Origin of the sequence: Curtobacterium sp. ISL-83 (genome assembly GCF_018613895.1) — a bacterium.
In the GTDB taxonomy this organism is placed as follows: domain Bacteria; phylum Actinomycetota; class Actinomycetes; order Actinomycetales; family Microbacteriaceae; genus Curtobacterium.
This window is the reverse complement of record NZ_JAGGPH010000015.1, coordinates 1-15,477: the sequence shown is the minus strand read 5'-3', so window position 1 is coordinate 15,477 and position 15,477 is coordinate 1. Positions and strand designations below refer to the sequence as shown.

21 protein-coding genes are annotated in these 15,477 nt (G+C 69.8%); 17 read left to right on the top strand and 4 right to left on the bottom strand.

Annotated features, from left to right (window positions below; genetic code table 11):
* Positions 1 to 7: 7 nt before the first annotated feature.
* From J7E22_RS14510 to J7E22_RS14500, 3 genes are all read left to right on the top strand, one after another.
* Positions 8 to 931 (top strand): ABC transporter ATP-binding protein, encoded by a 924-nt coding sequence (locus tag J7E22_RS14510; protein ID WP_214982548.1) that lies wholly within the window; start codon positions 8 to 10, stop codon positions 929 to 931.
* A complete protein-coding gene (locus J7E22_RS14505; RefSeq protein ID WP_214982547.1) occupies positions 928 to 1,767 on the top strand; it encodes an ABC transporter permease in 840 nt (279 codons plus the stop codon). Before J7E22_RS14510 ends, J7E22_RS14505 begins: the two co-directional genes overlap by 4 nt.
* A gap of 559 nt (positions 1,768 to 2,326) precedes the next feature.
* A complete protein-coding gene (locus J7E22_RS14500) occupies positions 2,327 to 2,515 on the top strand; it encodes a hypothetical protein (protein WP_214982546.1) in 189 nt (62 codons plus the stop codon).
* 47 nt (positions 2,516 to 2,562) lie between these two features.
* Here J7E22_RS14500 and J7E22_RS14495 read toward each other — a convergent pair whose 3' ends face one another.
* Positions 2,563 to 2,919 (bottom strand): hypothetical protein, encoded by a 357-nt coding sequence (locus J7E22_RS14495; RefSeq protein ID WP_214982545.1) that lies wholly within the window; start codon positions 2,917 to 2,919, stop codon positions 2,563 to 2,565.
* Between the two features lie 254 nt (positions 2,920 to 3,173).
* On the bottom strand, positions 3,174 to 4,319 hold the full coding sequence (locus J7E22_RS14490; RefSeq protein ID WP_214982544.1) for an esterase family protein: 1,146 nt from the start codon (positions 4,317 to 4,319) through the stop codon (positions 3,174 to 3,176).
* Positions 4,320 to 4,635: 316 nt separating this feature from the next.
* Between J7E22_RS14490 and J7E22_RS14485 the strand changes: the two genes are divergently transcribed.
* From J7E22_RS14485 to J7E22_RS14435, 11 genes are all read left to right on the top strand, one after another.
* Positions 4,636 to 5,595 (top strand): type II CAAX endopeptidase family protein, encoded by a 960-nt coding sequence (locus J7E22_RS14485; RefSeq protein WP_214982543.1) that lies wholly within the window; start codon positions 4,636 to 4,638, stop codon positions 5,593 to 5,595.
* On the top strand, positions 5,582 to 6,889 hold the full coding sequence (locus J7E22_RS18305) for a histidine kinase (RefSeq protein ID WP_214982542.1): 1,308 nt from the start codon (positions 5,582 to 5,584) through the stop codon (positions 6,887 to 6,889). Before J7E22_RS14485 ends, J7E22_RS18305 begins: the two co-directional genes overlap by 14 nt.
* The gene (locus J7E22_RS14475) at positions 6,886 to 7,548 is read left to right on the top strand and encodes a response regulator transcription factor (protein WP_214982541.1); all 663 of its coding nucleotides are present in this window, start codon (positions 6,886 to 6,888) and stop codon (positions 7,546 to 7,548) included. Before J7E22_RS18305 ends, J7E22_RS14475 begins: the two co-directional genes overlap by 4 nt.
* A 237-nt stretch (positions 7,549 to 7,785) precedes the next feature.
* Positions 7,786 to 8,508 carry a VIT1/CCC1 transporter family protein gene (locus J7E22_RS14470; RefSeq protein ID WP_214982540.1) on the top strand — a complete coding sequence of 241 codons (723 nt, stop codon included), beginning with the start codon at positions 7,786 to 7,788 and terminating at the stop codon, positions 8,506 to 8,508.
* A 49-nt stretch (positions 8,509 to 8,557) separates the two neighbouring features.
* Positions 8,558 to 9,067, top strand: coding sequence for a GNAT family N-acetyltransferase (locus tag J7E22_RS14465; protein WP_251009204.1), 510 nt, complete (start codon positions 8,558 to 8,560; stop codon positions 9,065 to 9,067).
* A 61-nt stretch (positions 9,068 to 9,128) separates the two neighbouring features.
* Complete coding sequence (locus J7E22_RS14460) at positions 9,129 to 9,575, top strand: hypothetical protein (RefSeq protein ID WP_214982538.1); 447 nt, start codon at positions 9,129 to 9,131, stop codon at positions 9,573 to 9,575.
* Between the two features lie 189 nt (positions 9,576 to 9,764).
* Positions 9,765 to 10,808 carry a YeiH family protein gene (locus J7E22_RS14455; RefSeq protein ID WP_214982537.1) on the top strand — a complete coding sequence of 348 codons (1,044 nt, stop codon included), beginning with the start codon at positions 9,765 to 9,767 and terminating at the stop codon, positions 10,806 to 10,808.
* 108 nt (positions 10,809 to 10,916) lie between these two features.
* Positions 10,917 to 11,594, top strand: coding sequence for a hypothetical protein (locus J7E22_RS14450; protein ID WP_214982536.1), 678 nt, complete (start codon positions 10,917 to 10,919; stop codon positions 11,592 to 11,594).
* Positions 11,595 to 11,804: 210 nt separating this feature from the next.
* Entirely contained in the window at positions 11,805 to 12,122 is a 318-nt protein-coding gene (locus J7E22_RS14445) for a hypothetical protein (protein ID WP_214982535.1), read from the top strand.
* Positions 12,123 to 12,289: 167 nt separating this feature from the next.
* The gene (locus tag J7E22_RS14440; protein WP_214982534.1) at positions 12,290 to 12,481 is read left to right on the top strand and encodes a hypothetical protein; all 192 of its coding nucleotides are present in this window, start codon (positions 12,290 to 12,292) and stop codon (positions 12,479 to 12,481) included.
* A gap of 418 nt (positions 12,482 to 12,899) precedes the next feature.
* Positions 12,900 to 13,151 (top strand): hypothetical protein, encoded by a 252-nt coding sequence (locus J7E22_RS14435; protein WP_214982533.1) that lies wholly within the window; start codon positions 12,900 to 12,902, stop codon positions 13,149 to 13,151.
* Positions 13,152 to 13,208: 57 nt separating this feature from the next.
* On the opposite strand, the gene J7E22_RS14430 is transcribed toward J7E22_RS14435, so the two are convergent.
* Positions 13,209 to 13,538: a hypothetical protein gene (locus J7E22_RS14430; RefSeq protein ID WP_214982532.1), complete on the bottom strand. Its 330-nt coding sequence runs from the start codon at positions 13,536 to 13,538 to the stop codon at positions 13,209 to 13,211.
* On the opposite strand from J7E22_RS14430, the gene J7E22_RS14425 reads away from it, so the two are divergent.
* From J7E22_RS14425 to J7E22_RS14415, 3 genes are all read left to right on the top strand, one after another.
* Positions 13,537 to 13,731 (top strand): hypothetical protein, encoded by a 195-nt coding sequence (locus J7E22_RS14425; RefSeq protein WP_214982531.1) that lies wholly within the window; start codon positions 13,537 to 13,539, stop codon positions 13,729 to 13,731. The genes J7E22_RS14430 and J7E22_RS14425 overlap by 2 nt on opposite strands.
* Before the next feature lie 105 nt (positions 13,732 to 13,836).
* Complete coding sequence (locus J7E22_RS14420) at positions 13,837 to 14,055, top strand: hypothetical protein (protein ID WP_214982530.1); 219 nt, start codon at positions 13,837 to 13,839, stop codon at positions 14,053 to 14,055.
* 614 nt (positions 14,056 to 14,669) lie between these two features.
* Complete coding sequence (locus tag J7E22_RS14415; RefSeq protein ID WP_214982529.1) at positions 14,670 to 14,975, top strand: hypothetical protein; 306 nt, start codon at positions 14,670 to 14,672, stop codon at positions 14,973 to 14,975.
* 67 nt (positions 14,976 to 15,042) lie between these two features.
* Here J7E22_RS14415 and J7E22_RS14410 read toward each other — a convergent pair whose 3' ends face one another.
* Positions 15,043 to 15,246, bottom strand: a complete 204-nt coding sequence (locus J7E22_RS14410) for a hypothetical protein (RefSeq protein WP_214982528.1) — start codon at positions 15,244 to 15,246, stop codon at positions 15,043 to 15,045.
* Positions 15,247 to 15,477: the final 231 nt, after the last annotated feature.

The following is a 15,477-nucleotide window of genomic DNA, read 5'->3' as shown; positions in this document are numbered from 1 at the left end:
GATGCCCGTGATCGAAGTCGACCATCTCAGCAAACGCTACGGCCCGAAGCTCGCCGTGGACGACGTCTCGTTCGTCGTCCGCCCCGGCAGCGTGACGGGCTTCCTCGGCCCGAACGGCGCCGGCAAGTCCACCACGATGCGCATGATCATGGGGCTCGACCGCCCCACGTCCGGACGGGCCCTGGTCAACGGGCAGCCCTACCAGACCTTCCGCGATCCGCTCCGGCAGGTCGGTGCGCTGCTCGAGGCAAAGGCGGTGCACTCCGGACGCAGTGCCTACAACCACCTGCTCGCGCTCGCGGCGACCCACGGCATCCCGAAGTCGCGCGTGCACGAGGTCATGGACATGACCGGCATCGAGTCCGTCGGCAAGAAGCGTGTCGGCGGGTTCTCGCTCGGCATGGGACAGCGGCTCGGCATCGCCGCAGCGCTGCTCGGTGACCCGAAGACCCTGATTCTCGACGAGCCCGTGAACGGCCTCGACCCTGACGGCGTCGTGTGGGTGCGGCAACTCGCCCGGCGCATGGCTGCCGACGGCCGGACGGTCTTCCTGTCCAGCCACCTCATGAGCGAGATGGCGCAGACCGCGGACCGCGTGGTCGTGCTCGGTCGCGGCCGTGTGCTCGCCGACGCCCCGATCGCCGAGTTCGTGGCGGGTGCCGGAACGGACGGCGGTGCGAGTCGCGTGCTCGTCCGCACCCCGGACCCGGACCGCCTCTTCGGCGCGATCGGTTCGGCCGCGTCCGCCGTCACCCCGCGCGAGGACGGCGCGTTCGTCGTCGTCGGCCCCGACGCGCAGACCGTCGGTGCGATCGCCGCGCAGGTCGGTGCCGTGCTGCACGAGCTCACCCCGATGGGCGCCAGCCTGGAAGAGGCGTACATGGCCCTCACCCGCGACGACGTCGAGTACCGATCGGAGGGCGCCGCATGAGTGCCGCACTGCAGACCACGACCATCGGCCTGAGCTTCCCCCGCCTGGTGCGGAGTGAGTGGATCAAGCTCCGGAGCATCCGCTCCACGGTGTGGTGCTTCGCGATCCTCGTGGTGATCACGATCGCGATGGCCATGCTGCTCGGGGCGTTCGCCGGCAGCGGCAGCGACGGCGGGCAGATCCCGCAGGCGCAGGCCAACGCCACCATCGTCAACATCAACACCGCTGGTGTCTACCTGAGCGCGCTGGTCATCTCGGTCCTCGGGGCCGTCATCATCACCGGCGAGTACGGCACCGGCCAGGTGCGTTCGACCTTCACGGCCGACCCGGGTCGCACCGGGGTCATCCTGGCGAAGGCGTTCGTGCTCGCGGCGACGACCTTCGTCGTGAGCGTCGTCGCCACGTGGATCGGTGTCGCGATCTCCGCGGTGCTGCAGGCCGGCAAGGGAGTGCACGCCGACATCGCCGACCCGTCGGTGTTCATGCCGATCCTCGGCGCATCGGTGTACGTGACGCTCATCGCCCTGCTGGCCTACGGGATCGGACTCCTGGTCCGCTCGACCGCGGGCGGCATCGCGATCACGCTCGGCTTGCTGCTCGTGCTGCCGGTCATCGTGTCGCTCTTCGCGGCGTTGACGAACGCACAGTGGATCGACGACGTCACGCGCTTCCTTCCGTCAGAGGCGGGCGCGCAGCTGTACTCGTACACGACCGAGGGGACGCCTCCCCAGCCCGGTGTGATGCTGAACGGCTGGGGCGGCTTCGCCGTGCTCGCCGCCGAGGTACTGGTGGTCGGCGCGCTCGCGCTCACCGCCGCGCGCCGACGCGACGTCTGACGCGACCATCCGGCGGACGGGAGGCGCGGTGCCAGCTGGCACCGCGCCTCCCGTCCGTCTCGGTGCCGTCTCACCGCGAGACGCCCCCGTCCGCGCGAGGCGCCCCCGTCACCGCGAGACGCCTGCGTCGACGCAGGACGCCGCCCCGCGCGCGAGACGCCGCGGAATTCGGCGGCGTCTCGGTGTTGTGGAGGCGTTTCCCGCGGACGCCGCCGTGTCGAGCGGGCGGCACGCCCCCGTCACCGCGAGACGCCCCCGTCAACGGGAGACGCCGCCACGCGCCCGAGGCGCCGCGGAATTCGACGGCGTTTCGGTGTTGTGGAGGCGTTTCCCGCGGACGCCGCCGTGTCGAGCGGGCGGGACGCGTCCGTCAACGTGAGACGCCCCCGTCACCGCGAGACGCCCCCGTCAACGGGAGACGCCGCCCCCTGCGCGAGACGCCGCGGCATTCGACGGCGTCTCGGTGTTGTGGAGGCGCGTCGCGCGGACGCCGCCGTGTCGAGCGGGCGGGACACGGCCCTGGCAAGGCCGTGCGCGCCGGACGGGTAGCGTCCGCGCCATGACAGACGCATCGACAGCAGACACCCCGGACGGCTCGACCGACGTGTCGGAGTCCGAAGCCGCGCGGACCGAGTCCCTCGGCGACGGCTCGAGCACGGGGGACGCGACGAAGGACCCGCAGCAGGACAGCGACGTCGACTCCGGCGGCGAGCCGGCGGAGCCGGAGCAGCAGCACGACCCGAGCTAGTCAGCACGACCCGAGCGAGTCGGTGGGTCGGTGACCGGCCCCGGTGCTCAGCGCTGGGGGCGGCGTTCGCCGAGCAGGAACGCCCGGACGGTGGCTCCGAGTGACGACCGGCGTACCGATCGCCGGCTGACGGTCTGGATCGACCGGGTCTCGGCCCGGAACGCCAGGTCGTGCAGCATGTTGCGCTTCGACCCGTCCCAGTTCGCGAACAGGTAGGCGCCGCCGAGGAACGACATGCTGCGGACCGGCGTGCGCTTCCACGAGTCGGCAGCGACGTAGTAGCCGGCGTGCCCGGCGTGGATGTTCCGGATGACGGTGTCCACGTCGACGACGCCGGTGGGCGTCACGACGGCGGTGATGCCCGTTCGGTCACGGGCGACGTACTCGATGAGGTGTTCGGTCACGAGGGCTCTTGTTCGGGTCTGGTCGAGACCGGCCCGGAAGCGGTGGGACGCTCGGGCCGTGGGGGAGGGCCGGAATCGTCGTTGCTTCCACATCAAAGAATACGCCGAGACCGTGGAGGGGTTCACGGATTGTCCGGTGCGGACGAGCGGACAGATTGGTCCACGGCGGCGGCCTGTCCGGTGCGCGCGAACAGAGCCCGACCTGCCGGCGGGCACGTCCCGGACGGCGGGAGGCGGGGCGATGACCGCTCCGCTCAGGCCGGAGCCAACCCGCAGCGTGGCATCACCCAGGACAGCCCGGCTGCCAGACCCTGCGATGCCGTCGACCAGCTGTGCTTGCCTCCCGGCAGCGTCCACGTCGCGACCTGCATGCCAGCGGTGCGAGCGTGGTCGGCCAACACCGGCATCACCGGCCCGTAGGTGTGGTCGAGCGCCCCGGCGGCGAAGAACGCACCGGAGTGCGCGTACGGCGTGTGTGCCCGGAGCAGGGCAACGGGCATCGCTGCCTCGTACGCGGCGCGGTCGCCGCTGAACCCCTGCTCGATCGTGGCGGACTCCGTCCCGAGCGTCGGGCCCATCTCGCCGGAGACGTCGATGAGGTTCCCGAACCGCGAGGGTGCGCCGGCGCCGAGCTGGATCGCGCACGTCCCGCCCTGCGAGAACCCGCCGATCGTCCACGCGGACGCTCCGGTCTGCACCCGGAGGTGGCTGCCGATCCACGCCGGGACGTCCTGCAGCAGGTACGTCCGGCTGTTGCCGAGCGGCCCGTCGACGCACATCGGGTTGTTGCTGCCGGTGCGGAGCTGATCGGGGACGACGACGATCGGCGTGAGCCCTGAGTGGACCGCCGCGAGGCCGTTCAGCGTGCGCTCGATCTGGCCGCCGTCCGCGAGGTCCTCCGGCGACGCGTAGCGACTCTGGCCGGACAGGAGCACGGCGACGGGCAGCGCCGGCGGATCCGCGGTCAGCGCAGCGGGCGGCAGGTACAGCAGGGCCGTCCGGGCGGCGAAGTGCGAGAGGGTCCCCGGGATCTGCACGCGGAGGAGTCGGCCCACGGTCGGCATGGTCGTCGGCGGCATCCAGGTGGAGGCGAGGTCGAGGCTGCTGGGCGCGGTGCCGGTCGGGTGCTCCGCGGCCGGGATGCCCTCGGGTCCTTGCGCGTCCGCAGGCGGCGTCGCGGGGCCCGCCTTCTCGGCCGGACCGAACGTCGCGGCCGGCGTGCTCGTCGAGGCCGTGCGGCTCGGGGTCCCGGTGGCCGCTGCGACGGTCGTGGCACCGCCCGCTCCAGCAGCGTCGTCCGCGCCGTGCCGACCGACGACGGTCCCCACCCCGAAGGCCCCGGCAACGACGGCGATGACGATCGGCCACAGCACGAGGTTCCGGACGGTTCTGCTGGACATGGGGGCTCCCGCTGACGAGGGCGGCGCGACCGGTGGGGCACGACGACGAGGACACCGCGTCGGCGCCGACCCGGCGACTCCTCACGTTAGGGAGCGGCGTCGGGGAAGCACCTGCCGGACTGGTCGCTGTGTCTGAGGGTCCTCAGCGGTTCCGGGCCTGACGGGGCCGGCCACGGGCCTCCCGGCCACCCGCAGGACGCCTGCATACTTCGATGCAACCCCGCACGTCCCGTCCTTCGCCGGTCGTCCCGGTGCCTGGCCCTTCCTAGCGTCGAGGGTGTGGTCGACAGACGGCCACCCGACCGAGGAGGACGTCATGACGACGATCATCGAGAACCGCCGCGAAACCGGGGCGCGGGGTGTGCGCGAGCGGGTCGCGGACCACCCGCTGCTGACCTTCTTCGTCCTGGCCTGCGGCCTGAGCTGGCTCGCGTGGCTGCCCTACGTGCTGTCGCAGAACGGGCTCGGCGTGTGGGACTTCCGCTTCCCGACCGTGCTCGGCACGTCCCAGCTCTCGGGCGTGCTGCCCGGGGCACTGCTCGGCCCGCTCGGATCCGCGTTCCTGGTGACCGCGCTCGCCGACGGCCGACCGGGGCTGCGCCGCTGGGTCGGGCGCCTGCTGCGGTGGCGCGTCTCGTGGAAGTGGTACGCACTGGCGCTCGTCGGGGTGCCGGCCCTGGTCGTCCTGTCCGGCCTGCCGTTCTCCGGGGGCGTCGTGCACGCACCGTCGACGCTCGCCCTGGTCTCGATCGTGCCGGGTCTGGTCCTGCAGCTCCTGACGACCGGGCTGGCCGAGGAACCGGGCTGGCGCGACTTCGCCCTGCCCCGCCTGCAGCAGCGCTTCACGCCGCTCGGTGCTGCCGCCGTCCTCGGACCGGTGTGGGCGCTCTGGCACATGCCCCTGTTCCTGAGCGACTGGGGCGGCTGGCCGAACGCGCACTGGACCGACGTGGTCTGGTTCGCCGGGTTCTGCATCACCTTCAACGTCGTGATGGCGTGGGTGTTCAACCGCACCGGTGAGAGCCTGCCCGTCGCGATGCTGCTGCACGTCGGCGTGAACAACACCGTCTCGCTGCTCTGGACCGACATCTACCCGACGATCCCGGCCAACCAGCTGATGTTCGGGCTGTTCGCGATGGCCGCCGTCGGGGCGACCGTCATCGTGATCGCGACCCGCGGGCGCCTCGGGTACCCCGGACCGGCGCAGCGCGAGCACACGACGGCGCCTGCCGACGACGCCGCCCACTCCGTAGACTTCGGCGATGGCCACCGCTGAGGCGCGCGGCGAGACCGCGCCCACCCGCTCCCGGGCCCCGATCCGTCGCCGCGACGTGATCGTGGCCGGGGCGACGGCCCTGGCCGCCCTCGCCCTGCTGGTCGCCGCCCCGACACTCGCCGAGGGCGACCCGTCCACCGACTCGCTCGCCTTCCCGCAGGCGTGGTCTGCCGCGTGGTGGATCACCGCGGCCGTGCTCCTGGTGCAGGCGGTCGTGCTCACGGTGGCGCGGGTCGCGCCGCGGACCGCGGTCGTCGTGGTCGCCGCGCTCGCCGTGGTGCCCGCGGTCGTCGTGCCGCCGAGCCTGCACGGCGACGGAGGTCTCGCCGTCATGGTCGCCGTCGTCGTCGCGGTGCTCGCGACACCGCTCGCCGGGCTCTGGCCCGCACTGGCGCTCGCCGCGTTGCTCGTCGCCGCGGGTGAGACGACGGCCGCCGTCGTGGCCGACGCAACGGGTGCGGTCGGTGGCATCGGGCAGGGGCTCGTGCAGGGCGTGGGCGTCGTGGGGCTGCCGCTGCTCGGGGCGCTCGTGGCGAAGTCCCGCATCGAGGTCCGCCGCGCGCAACGCCAGGAGCAGTCCGCACTGGTCCGCGAGCGCGACGCCCTGGTGGACGTCGCGGTCGCCCGCGAGCGTGCCGCGATGGCCCGTGAACTGCACGACATCGCCGCGCACCACCTCTCCGGCATCGCGCTGATGGCGGGGGTCGTGGACCGGCAGATCGACACGGACCCGGAGCGTGCCCATGACGGCGTCCGGCAGATGCGCGCGCAGAGCACGAGTGTGCTCGACGACCTGCGTCGGCTGGTCGGTCTGCTGCGGGACGACTCCGCCGCCACGCTCGCCGTGGAGACGGTCGCCGCGATCCCCGATCTGGTTGCCCGCTCGCCCCGGCGGGCCGCGATCGACCTCCGAGTGCTGGAGGACGACGTCCGCCCGCTCGGGTCCGGGATCGGCCCGCTCGCGCAGCTCGCCGCCTACCGCACGGTGCAAGAGGCCCTGTCCAACGCGGCCATGCACGCGCCCGATGCGCGCTGTGTCGTCGAGCTCGACGACCGCGATGCGGATCGATTGACCGTGCGGGTCACGAACGGGCCGTCTGCGCACACGGCATCCGCGGATGCGCCATCGGGTGGGTTCGGCCTGCGCGGGATGCGGGAGCGTGCCGAGCTGGTCGGCAGTGACCTGACGGTCGGCCCGACGGAGGGCGGCGGATGGCAGGTGGTGCTGATGGTCGGCCGGGAGGCTCCTCCCGCAGCCGACGACACCGACCCGGGTGGGCAGGTGGTCGCGTGATCCGGGTGCTCGTCGCCGACGACCAGCCGCTCGTCCGGGCCGGCATCACCGCACTGCTCGACGCGGAGCCGGACATCGAGGTCGTCGGCGTCGCGGTCGACGGCGGCCAAGCGCTCGAGCTCGCTCGCGAGACCGCTCCGGACGTGGCGTGCCTGGACATCCGGATGCCGGTGCTCGACGGGATCGAGGTCGCCCGCGCCCTGTCGGGTGCAGACCCCCAGGTCGCGGTCCTGATGCTCACGACGTTCGACATGGACGACTACGTGTTCGGCGCCCTCGAGGCGGGAGCGGCCGGGTTCCTGCTGAAGGACGCGGAGCCGGACGTCATCGTCGGGGCCGTGCGGCAGGTCGCGGCCGGGAACGGGACGATCGACCAGTCCCTGACTCGCCGGGTGCTCCGCGAGTTCGTGTCGCGTCGTCGGTTGCAGCCGGTGTCCGGCGACCTGGTGGACGACCTGCTCACCGCCCGCGAGCGTGACGTGCTGCTCCTGCTCGCGCAGGGGATGTCGAACGAGGAGATCGCGGCGGCGCTCGTGGTGGAGGTCTCCACGGTGAAGTCGCACCTGGCACGGATGCTGCCGAAGCTCGGTGTGCGGTCGCGCCTGCAGGCCGTGGTGTGGGCGTACCAGAACCACATCGTTCGGGTCCCGCCGGCTTGACCTCGGGCCACTTGACTGCCCGCGGTGGCGTCTCAGCGGTGAGACGCATTGACTCTGTGTCTCAATCCTGAGACGACGCGGACGACGACGGTCTCCGAGCACTCCGGTTTCGTCTCGGGACAAACGGCGGGGGGCGTCTCCTGGCAGGTGAGGACAGCCTTGCCTGACCAAGAAATCCCAGGTCAGGGGAGCCTTCCCTTGCTGGCGCAGATGCTGTTCGAGTGCTTTGCTCATCCCATGTCCACTGCAACGGAACTCGCGCTTCCCGTGGTCGAGCACGACGACTCGACCAGTGCTGCTCGTCTCAACTGGCTCCGCGCCGGACTCCTCGGCGCCAACGACGGCATCGTGTCCGTCGCCGCCGTCCTGGTTGGTGTCGCGGGTGCCGGCGCAGGAACCGGCCCCGTGCTCGCTGCCGGGACCGCCGCGCTCGTCGGTGGCGCCGTGTCGATGGCGCTCGGCGAGTACGTCTCGGTGAGCGGGGCCCGCGACGCGCAGCGCACCGGGCAGGCCGCGCAGCAGGCGCACCTGGAGGCCGAAGCAGAGGACGCGGTGACCATCGCCGCCCACTACCGGTCGCTCGGTGTCTCGCCTGCGGTCGCGGACTCGGTGGCGTCGGAACTCGTGCGTCCCGAGGTGCGTGACCGCCGTGCTGCAGCGGCTCTCCGCGATGCCGAGGACGAGGTCGTCAGCCCGATGCGTGCGGCCTGGGTCTCCGCAGCGACCTTCACCGCCGGTGCGGCCCTGCCATTCCTCGCGATGCTCCTCGCGCCGGGATCGATCAAGGTGGCAGTCACGGTCATCGCCGTCCTGGTCGCCCTCGCAGTCACCGGGACCACCGGTGCGACGCTCGGTGGTGCTCCGCGTGGTCGTGCGACGCTCCGGGTCGTGATCGGTGGGGCGCTGGCCCTCGCCGCCACCTACGCCGCTGGCGCGATCCTCGGCGCGCACGCCTTCTGACGCTGACCGCTCGGCGGCCGAGATGGTTCCGCACGGCGACGAAGCCGTGATGATCCTGGAGACCGAGCGCCTGCGCCTGCGACCATGGCGCACCACCGACGCCACGCTGCAGCACCAGCTGTGGACGGAACGCGATCCCCGGGTCCCGGAACATCGGCGTCTGACGCCCGCCGGACACCCCACGGTCGAGGAGTTCGCAGAGCGCATCCGAACCGGCGACCACCAGCCCACGCCCGGTCTGCTCGTCGTGGAGCAGCGCGGATCTGGGACCTCGATCGGGTACTGCGGGCTCATCCCGAACCCGCTCGGGCACCCAGAGGAGCCGGAGATCGCGTACGAGTTCCTGCAGGCGTCCTGGGGTCACGGGTACGCGACCGAAGCGGCCAACGTGGTCATCGAACGCGCCAGGACCATCGGGTACCGATCTCTCGTCGCCACCGTCCGTGCATGGAACACAGCGTCGTTCCGCGTGCTCGAGAAGGTCGGCTTCAGCGACTCCGGCGAGCGTGAGCCCGATGCGGTGCACGGCGACTCGCTCCTGTGGCGCCTGGTCCTCTGACGATCGGGCCGTTGCCGGATCGTGACTCGTGCCGAGCAGCCCCGCGAGGCATGCTCAACACGTGCACCCGCGACGACCGAGACCGCTGACCACCACCACGGTGCTGCTCGCCGCCGCCCTCGCACTCACCGGGTGTTCGTCGCTGGCCGCCAACCCGAATGACCCGGTCGCTGCTGCCCGCGGCCTGTCCGACGCCCCGACCTGGGTCGCCCACCGCACGGGGCACGACTGCGGCGGTGCCGAGTTGAGCCAGAGCAAGCCGCTCTCCGCGAAGACCACCGCGTGCGTCACCGCCGCGCAGCAGTCGAGCGACGTGGCGACGCTCGCCTGGGTGACCCGCACGACCGAGGGTGACCCGACGCCGACGTTCGCCAGGATCACGACGCGCGGCACCACCGTCTCCACGACCGCGGCGTTCGACCAGTACGGCGGCGGGGGATGGAGCACCTCCACCTGCGCCGACTTCCGTGACCTCCCCAACGGGCCGAGCTGCGGCGACGCGGGCTGACCAGACAGCGCGCACTGACCAGCCGACGCCCGCTGACCAGCCAGCGCGCACTGAGCAGCCGGAGCGCGGCGGACGTGCGCTGCCCGCATCAGCGAGCCGTGCCTCCAGGCCGACGCCGCAATCCCCGATTGCGGCAGCGCAACGCGCGTCTGCTGGCCCGAGCCGTCCCGTGACGACGATGCTGGACCCATGCCCCTGTCACGTCCGGCGGTCACCGCCGCCCTCCCCGGAGTCGCCCTCGCCGTCCTGATCGGGATCGCCGCGACCCTCATCGGCCGTGCGGTCCCCGTCGCCGGCGGTCCCGTCCCCGCGGTCGTCATCGGCGCGCTGGTCGGGTGGCTCGTGCGGCGACGGCGGAGCGGGGAACTCGGCGGGCTCCAGCCGGGCGCGAAGTTCGCGTCGAGTCGGGTCCTGCAGTTCGCCGTCGTGCTGCTCGGTGCGCAGCTGTCCCTCGGGGAGGTCCTGCGGATCGGCGGCCAGACGCTGCCCGTGATGCTCTCCACGCTCGCGGTCTGCCTGCTCGGTGCGTGGGGGATCGGTCGGCTGCTGAACGTCTCGCGCATGCTCCGCACGCTGATCGGCGTCGGGACCGGCATCTGCGGCGCCTCGGCGATCGCAGCGGTCACACCCGTGGTCGGCGCCGTGGGGGCGGACGTCGCCTACGCGATGTCGACGATCTTCCTGTGCAACATCGCCGCGGTGTTCGTCTTCCCGATCATCGGGCACGCGCTCGGTCTCAGCCAGCACGCGTTCGGCGTCTTCGCGGGGACCGCGGTGAACGACACGTCCTCGGTGGTCGCGACGGCGACGATCTACGGCACGCAGGCGACCAACACGGCGGTGGTCGTGAAGCTGGTGCGGACCCTGATGATCATCCCGATCGTCATCGGGCTGGCCGGACTGGAGGCACGGCGCACCGCCCTCGAGGAGCGCGCGCCCGCCACCGGGTCGCGGAGCGGCATCCGCGTGTTGCGGTTGGTGCCGTGGTTCCTCATCGGGTTCCTCGTGGTGGTGCTCCTCCGGACCGTCGGCGTGCTGCCCGCCGCGGCTGCTCCCGGGTTCTCCACGGCGGCGACGTTCCTGATCACGGTGGCGCTGGCGGCGATCGGCCTCTCGACGGACTTCGGGGCGTTGCGTCGCGCGGGGTTCCGCCCGCTGCTGCTCGGCGTCGTGCTGTGGGTACTGGTCGCGGCCACGAGTCTCGGCGTGCAGGCGGCGTTCGGGCAGCTCTGACGGTGGGCGGCCCTTGCCTGGCCAGTTAACCGGGGGACGGCGGGCCGTTCGGCGATCGGCTACCGGACGACTTGGCGCGCGGCGGCCCAGTAGGAAGGAGAGTCTTGTATGGAGACGCTCACCCTGCTTCGCTATGGGGGAGGGATGGGGAGTCAGATGCGTTCGCCAACACCGATGCCCGGGAACCTGTGGCCACAGGACATGGTCATCACAGTCGAGGACGATTCGCAGGCGCTGCTCGATCTCCTCTGGATTCGGGAAGCATGGCAACTCGACCCTGTCGGGAGCGAGCTCCCGCCGCGTCTCGTCGCAACGCCGAACCCTGAACCAGCGTCGGCTGACGCTGATCGCGAGGCTTGGTCGAACGCATGGCCCGAGATCTGGCGTGCCTGCCTCACCCACGCCGCCGAGGAGCGAGACGCGAGCGTGTTCGATCGGCTGCGAGCGTCATCGACCAGGCCGCAGGAACGGCTTGAGTTGCTGTCTCGGCTCCACGGTCCGTCGTGGCAAGGCGCATTTGGAGGCGACGCGTTCACGGAGCAGCACGAGGAATGGAACCTGGCCCGATTCGAGGAACGGACCTCGCCATCCGCGGTGCGAAAGGAGCCGGAACGGCAGTGCCTTGAGCAGCTGGTGCCCGCATGGCGAGCGGGGCTCACAAAGCTCATCGTGATCCCCTGCCACGGAACGTTCACTCGTCGCGTCGGTGACCACGCACTCCTGGTCACGGCCGAGACGCGGGCTGAAGTAACCGACTATGCCAGTGCACTCCGCTCCTTCGAATGATCCCTGCCGAGGCCCTCTGAGTCACTTCGTTGCAGCAGCAGCGAGGCTCCCGTCCGGGTACATGGTCGGCTACAACGTGCCCTGTAGCCGATCCGCCACCGGACGGTTGAACTGAGCGCTAACGGGAGTCCCATGCCGCGCGGAGTCGTCGAGGGTCGTCGTGTGCGCGACAGGTCGGGCTTAGAGTCATGTGTCGTGAACGAAAGGATCATGTTCGTCCAGCTCAAGACTGGCTACGACACAGACGCGGGCCCGTCCTGGATCGCCAGCGTCCGATTCTCGAAGTCTTGGTCAACGATCTACTTCCATGGCCGCACGTTGGCGCGAGTGACCGGCACTGCCCACGCGAACTTCGATTCCAACTTCTACGATGTCGAGTCGGGCGAGCGCTACTGGGTATCAGGTCCAAAGCGCAACAAGACAGACGCTCGATACGGCCGCGGGAAGCCTACCGTCGAGGACGACGCAAGCGCTGCTTACGAGGCGTTCCTTGGTGGTGGGTCGCTGCCCGGACGAGAGCGCGGCTGACCTGCCTGACCGACGGGATCGCAACCCGTGAGGACGCCGCTCGAACTGTTTCGTTGGCCGATCCCCTAACGGTACGAGCTGAGGGCGCCGGCGGCGTCCGGCGGACACCGTCCGTCGGAACGATCCAACGGGCGTTTCACGGCCAACGACGCGATTAGTCTCACGTCGTGCAACGAACGAGGAAGCAAGGCCTCATTTTCGTCGGTGGCGGGATCCTCTTCATCGTGGTTTTCGGGTTGTTGTTCTTCCTCTACCCTCGGTCGCAGAACACGCTGATCCCGCAGATCCTGGTGCCGTTCGGAGCGGTCGAGATCATCGTGGGGATCGCGCTTCTCGTTCGGTCACGCCGCTCAGGATGAAGCGCGGTCGGCTCCCGAGCGTCGATGAGGCTTGCGGGGTGTTGCTCCCCAAACGAGACGACGTCAGAGTCCTCTCTTCGCCTGCCACCGGTTGATGAAGAACACGACTAAGCCGATGACTGCCAAGCCGGCGCCCACGCAAAACTGTTCGGGCCCATGGTGGTTGGCGAGGTCGAAGACCCCTCGAACAACCAAGACTACTCCCACCACAACGCCCACCCAGGGGAGAACGTCCCGGAGAGGGTTAGGTCGCAGCGTTCGGAAGCGACGTGGAGTCCCGCTTGTATCGTCCTCGTCTGTCATCTGACCAGCATCCTCCTGCCCAGAAGCGTCCGCTAGGCCGTCGGCGACCGAGAACCACATCCTTCGATCAACCAGGGGCCGGCCGTGTTCCCTTCCCGGTACGTACCATCGAGGCGTGAAGTGGTTCGTAGGACTCTCCTGGCTTCTTGGGCTGCCGTTCCTCGGACTCGCCGGGGTCGCAATCGCCCTCATAGCCTCTGCCCACGGAGACGTAGGCCGCATTCTCGAGGGTTCCCTCTTCGCTGCTGGTGCTGCAGCGTGCGCGACGGTGATAGGCCTTGCGCAACGAGCAGGCATGACTCGCGCGGCGGACGAAGCAATCGAGCGCAGTGCTGGATGGGATGGCGAGGAAGATCACGGCGAATGATCACGCCGGGCGGGACCTTGTTCGGTAGGTGATCGGCTACCGGATGCTGTCGTTGAGCTACCGGCTCGAGCGGTCTTTGCGCGACCAGGAGAAGAGCCAGCTCGCGAGGAGCATCACCGCGCCCAAGAAGGTGAAGATGACACCTGCGACTGCGTCCCACCTTGCCACGAGGAGGACGACGCCGATTACGACCAACAATCCGCCGGCGAGCAGGTTGAAACGTGCACGGGCTGGGCGATCGTCGTGGTCGGGGGCTCTCACGGCTCGAACGATACCGTCGCCGAATAGCGTCTGGTAGCTGTCGAAAAACGAACGTCGCTGCTCGGCTGCATCCTCGTCGGACGACGCCCTCCGAACCCCGTCGCAGTCGGGTACCGTCGCCAGCATGGTGCAACGCGGGGACCGGGGCTGGAACTACGTGATGGCGTCTCGCCTCGTAGCCGGCGCAGCGTTCGTCGTCGCCGGCCTGTGCATCCTCATCGTTGGCCCGAGGAGCGCTTGGGTGGGTGTTGCCTTCGTCGGTCTCGGCGCACTCGTGCTGGCGCTTCTGCACGTCGCGTACCGCCGGGGAAAGTACTAGTCAAGCGACCGCTGAGAGAAGACGACCCGATCGATTGCGGTCGACCTTCTGGCCTCGGTGGAGGATCGGTTGTCGGATGAGGATGGCAGGGAGTTGGATCCAGGCATGCCATCCAACCTCCAGCCTCGCGTCCTCGCCCTTGCATTCGGCGTCGGGGCTCTGGTTGCGGGCCTCGTCATCGCGCTTCTCGGCCTCGTCTTCGGCGCCGGTGACGTCGGGCTCTCAGCGGCCGGGTTGGTCATCGCTGGGATGGGACTGCTGGCGGCGATGGTCGGCGCGATCGGCTTCGCGCTTCACGGGTCCGCCCGATCCGAACGCGACTGAACGAAGCGAACATGAGCGGCTACCGGTCTGTTCGGTAGCCGATCGCCTATCGGAATCATGGAGGGGCCGGGAGCATCGGGAGAGGATTGCGGTGTGAACTTTTCTCCCGCTCGATGTGGATACAGGGTGTGAGTACGAAAAGTGAGCAGATCCGGCTGTCGCTGGACCAACCGCCCTCGCTACCGTTTCCTGCTTCCGACGCCCTGGACCACGAAGAGCAGACCGATGACGACGAGGACGATTGCGATGACGATCTGTGCAGCGGGCCTCGGGCTGGAGTCGAACGGCGATAGCGCGTAGAAAACGCCAAACGCCGCAAAGAAGACTCCAAGAACGATAACCGTGACCGGATTCTTGGCGTTGAAGAAACGCGAGGTGTGCTCCTTGCTGAGTGAGATGTACGGGCTGAGCGCGGGTTGGCCTCCGTCTAGATTGCACGGCTGTCGGTGTGGGCGGCCGAGCCCTCTCGGTGTGGCGAGGAACAGCGTGTCCGCCGTACCGCTTGGTGTCCCGAAAGCCGGTTGACTAGCCGACCGGGTTGCCTCAGCTAGCGCGGTGCCAGTTGAGGATCCGCCACCGGGACATGGTGCAGGCGCCCGTGCGATCCTGTGAGGGTGCGCTACCGACTCATGAACGATTACAGCGCGGACTGGCCGCTCTGGCGGGATGACGGAGGAGCGCCAGATGGGGAGCCGCAGCTACCGGAGTGGCTGGAGGCAGACATCCGCCAGTGGGCTGCGACATTCGAATCGCTGTACTCCTACGAGACCGGCTGGCCCGATGCACGGACTGGCGAGGAGCAGCGGCTCAAGGGTGAGCGTCTGGCCGGGGCGATTGCTCGGGAACTGAGTCTGGGCGACTCAATCGTGTTCGCGCACTGGGAGACGAACGTTGCCGGGCGGGAATCCAGGGAAGTGTAAGTAGCCGGCCGATACTCGTCCTGAGCTCACTCAGCGAACACCGGCAGCTGTGTCGGTAGCCGATCCCTTAGCGCAGGGGCTTGTCGCTTTGAGCAAGCCCTACGGCTGCAGTGACCACCGTCAGCGCCGCGCCCACGAGGATCACGACGCCGGCGATCACGAGTGGAACATCGTGGCTCAGGACTGTGACGACGCCCAGCACCAGCGCACCGCATCCAACGAGCAGCGCGAACTGACGTCGTCGTCGCTGACCGAGCGATCCACCTGGCATACCGCGGACCATACTCGGACCACGGTGTCCGCCGGCACTCGGTTTCCCGACCGAGGCTCCCGTCCCGGTAGCCGATGGCGGTTTCAAGGGGTCGTTGCAACGGGTGGTTGTTTCGGGTCTGACAGTAGCTGTCCGAAGGCTTCTGCTGGGGTTCGGTAGCCGAGGGTCTTGCGTGGTCGTCCGTTGAGTTCGGTGGCGACTTCGAGGAGCCGTTCCGGGGTGTGGATGCTG

Bases quoted from the DNA above. Each gene is read 5' to 3' on its own strand.
- J7E22_RS14425 (WP_214982531.1), top strand. From the start codon at position 13,537: ATGGTGCAACGCGGGGACCGGGGCTGGAACTACGTGATGGCGTCTCGC.
- J7E22_RS14430 (WP_214982532.1), bottom strand. From the start codon at position 13,538: ATGCTGGCGACGGTACCCGACTGCGACGGGGTTCGGAGGGCGTCGTCC.
- J7E22_RS14500 (WP_214982546.1), top strand. From the start codon at position 2,327: ATGACAGACGCATCGACAGCAGACACCCCGGACGGCTCGACCGACGTG.
- J7E22_RS14505 (WP_214982547.1), top strand. From the start codon at position 928: ATGAGTGCCGCACTGCAGACCACGACCATCGGCCTGAGCTTCCCCCGC.
- J7E22_RS14470 (WP_214982540.1), top strand. From the start codon at position 7,786: ATGTCCACTGCAACGGAACTCGCGCTTCCCGTGGTCGAGCACGACGAC.
- J7E22_RS14420 (WP_214982530.1), top strand. From the start codon at position 13,837: ATGCCATCCAACCTCCAGCCTCGCGTCCTCGCCCTTGCATTCGGCGTC.
- J7E22_RS14450 (WP_214982536.1), top strand. From the start codon at position 10,917: ATGGAGACGCTCACCCTGCTTCGCTATGGGGGAGGGATGGGGAGTCAG.
- J7E22_RS14465 (WP_251009204.1), top strand. From the start codon at position 8,558: ATGATCCTGGAGACCGAGCGCCTGCGCCTGCGACCATGGCGCACCACC.
- J7E22_RS14490 (WP_214982544.1), bottom strand. From the start codon at position 4,319: ATGTCCAGCAGAACCGTCCGGAACCTCGTGCTGTGGCCGATCGTCATC.
- J7E22_RS14410 (WP_214982528.1), bottom strand. From the start codon at position 15,246: ATGCCAGGTGGATCGCTCGGTCAGCGACGACGACGTCAGTTCGCGCTG.
- J7E22_RS14445 (WP_214982535.1), top strand. From the start codon at position 11,805: ATGTTCGTCCAGCTCAAGACTGGCTACGACACAGACGCGGGCCCGTCC.
- J7E22_RS14455 (WP_214982537.1), top strand. From the start codon at position 9,765: ATGCCCCTGTCACGTCCGGCGGTCACCGCCGCCCTCCCCGGAGTCGCC.
- J7E22_RS18305 (WP_214982542.1), top strand. From the start codon at position 5,582: ATGGCCACCGCTGAGGCGCGCGGCGAGACCGCGCCCACCCGCTCCCGG.
- J7E22_RS14485 (WP_214982543.1), top strand. From the start codon at position 4,636: ATGACGACGATCATCGAGAACCGCCGCGAAACCGGGGCGCGGGGTGTG.